This is a genomic window from Endozoicomonas sp. SESOKO3, assembly GCF_024606255.1.
In genome coordinates this window covers 1-1,457 of sequence record NZ_JAHHPR010000301.1, presented here as the reverse complement: position 1 = coordinate 1,457, position 1,457 = coordinate 1, and the positions used below count along the sequence as shown (strand labels likewise).

Sequence of the window (1,457 nt, the reverse complement as noted above, 5' to 3'; positions counted from 1 at the left end):
GTGCTTCAAGACTGGCTTTTGCCGACAGGGCCCGTTATCTGGCTGACAGTGACTATGTTCCCGTGCCTGTCCAGGGACTTCTGAATAGTCAATATCTGGCAGACCGGGCTAAACAGCTTCAGTCAGATCAGGCCCTGAAGACCGTTAAAGCGGGTAAACCCACCTGGCAGCATGCTTCACTTCGGGCGGATGATCAGTCCATTGAACTGCCTTCTACCAGCCATATTTCCATTGTCGATGCCGAGGGTAATGCGCTGTCCATGACGACGACGATTGAAAACGGTTTCGGTTCCCGTTTGATGGTGGGCGGATTCCTGCTGAATAATGAAATGACTGACTTTTCTTTTGCCAGTCATGAGGATGGTACGCCCATTGCCAATCGTGTTGAACCTGGTAAAAGACCAAGGTCTTCTATGGCCCCCACGATTGTTATGGATAAAAAGGGTCAGCCTTATATGGTGATTGGCTCACCCGGCGGCAGTCGTATCATTAGTTATGTTGCCAAAACCCTGATAGCCCATATTGACTGGGGAATGGATATCCAGAAAGCCATTGCTCTGCCTCATAAGCTGAATCCGTCTGGCGTTTATGAGCTTGAGCAGGATACCGAAGCAGAGCGTCTGAAGCCTGCATTGGAAAAGCTCGGCTATTCCATCAAGGTGCGGGAACTCAACAGTGGCCTGCATGGCATTGTGATCACGGAAAAAGGCCTTGAGGGCGGTGCTGACCCCCGTCGTGAGGGGGTGGCGATGGGCATTTGAATGCTATTTGCAGCCATTATTGAGGCCAGGGCTAAACAAAAAAAAGCGTAGCCGGTATAAGACGTGTGCGGAACTGGTGAAATTTTGAATGGTATTACTCGACACCTACATTGATCCTCAATTCGCGTAAGACCCACCAAAACAGGTGGGGGATGTCAGCGAGGCTTGCGGAGAGCCAACCCGTGAACTACCTTTCCTCTGTCTCTTTTAGACTTACCTTGGAGCTTACGTGATGTTAGGTCTGCGGAGTCTGTGAGACTTGGGGAGTTTAGGGCTGGGCGCCCCCGGCTAGGCGCCCTCGCTTGTTCCCCGAGCAACAAACTGTGAAACAGGAGCCTGTTGGGTGACTAATTGGAATCGCCTGCCTGTTTAGTTACGCATCGTGCACGTCTGGCAAAGGTCATGATATGTTTGTAACTCTTATTCCACCAGTGTTTGGAGTTCTTGCACCATCAACATATTTTCGCCCACCCTATCTGGTCTGGGGCAATTATCCGATACAGAGTCAGCAGCAAATAAGTTTTTGTAACAGATTTGATTGGCTGGATCAGTGCTCCGGAATTTTTATTCACGGAATTAAATTTACAACGAGCGCGGGTGATGTTTTCTGGGGGTTTGATTCATACTTGTTCCGTGAGCATGTGCTACTGGATTGGCTAGTGAATATTATTCCATTAGCGTCCTTTTCTTATGGGT

2 protein-coding genes are annotated in these 1,457 nt (G+C 49.4%); both read left to right on the top strand.

Going from position 1 to position 1,457, the window contains the following annotated elements; translation table 11 throughout:
- Positions 1 to 761, top strand: a 761-nt coding sequence (locus KDK18_RS05370) for a gamma-glutamyltransferase (protein WP_257253745.1), incomplete at its 5' end; no start/stop codon positions are given.
- A gap of 407 nt (positions 762 to 1,168) precedes the next feature.
- On the top strand, positions 1,169 to 1,457 hold a 289-nt coding region (locus KDK18_RS05365), incomplete at its 3' end, for a hypothetical protein (protein ID WP_257253744.1).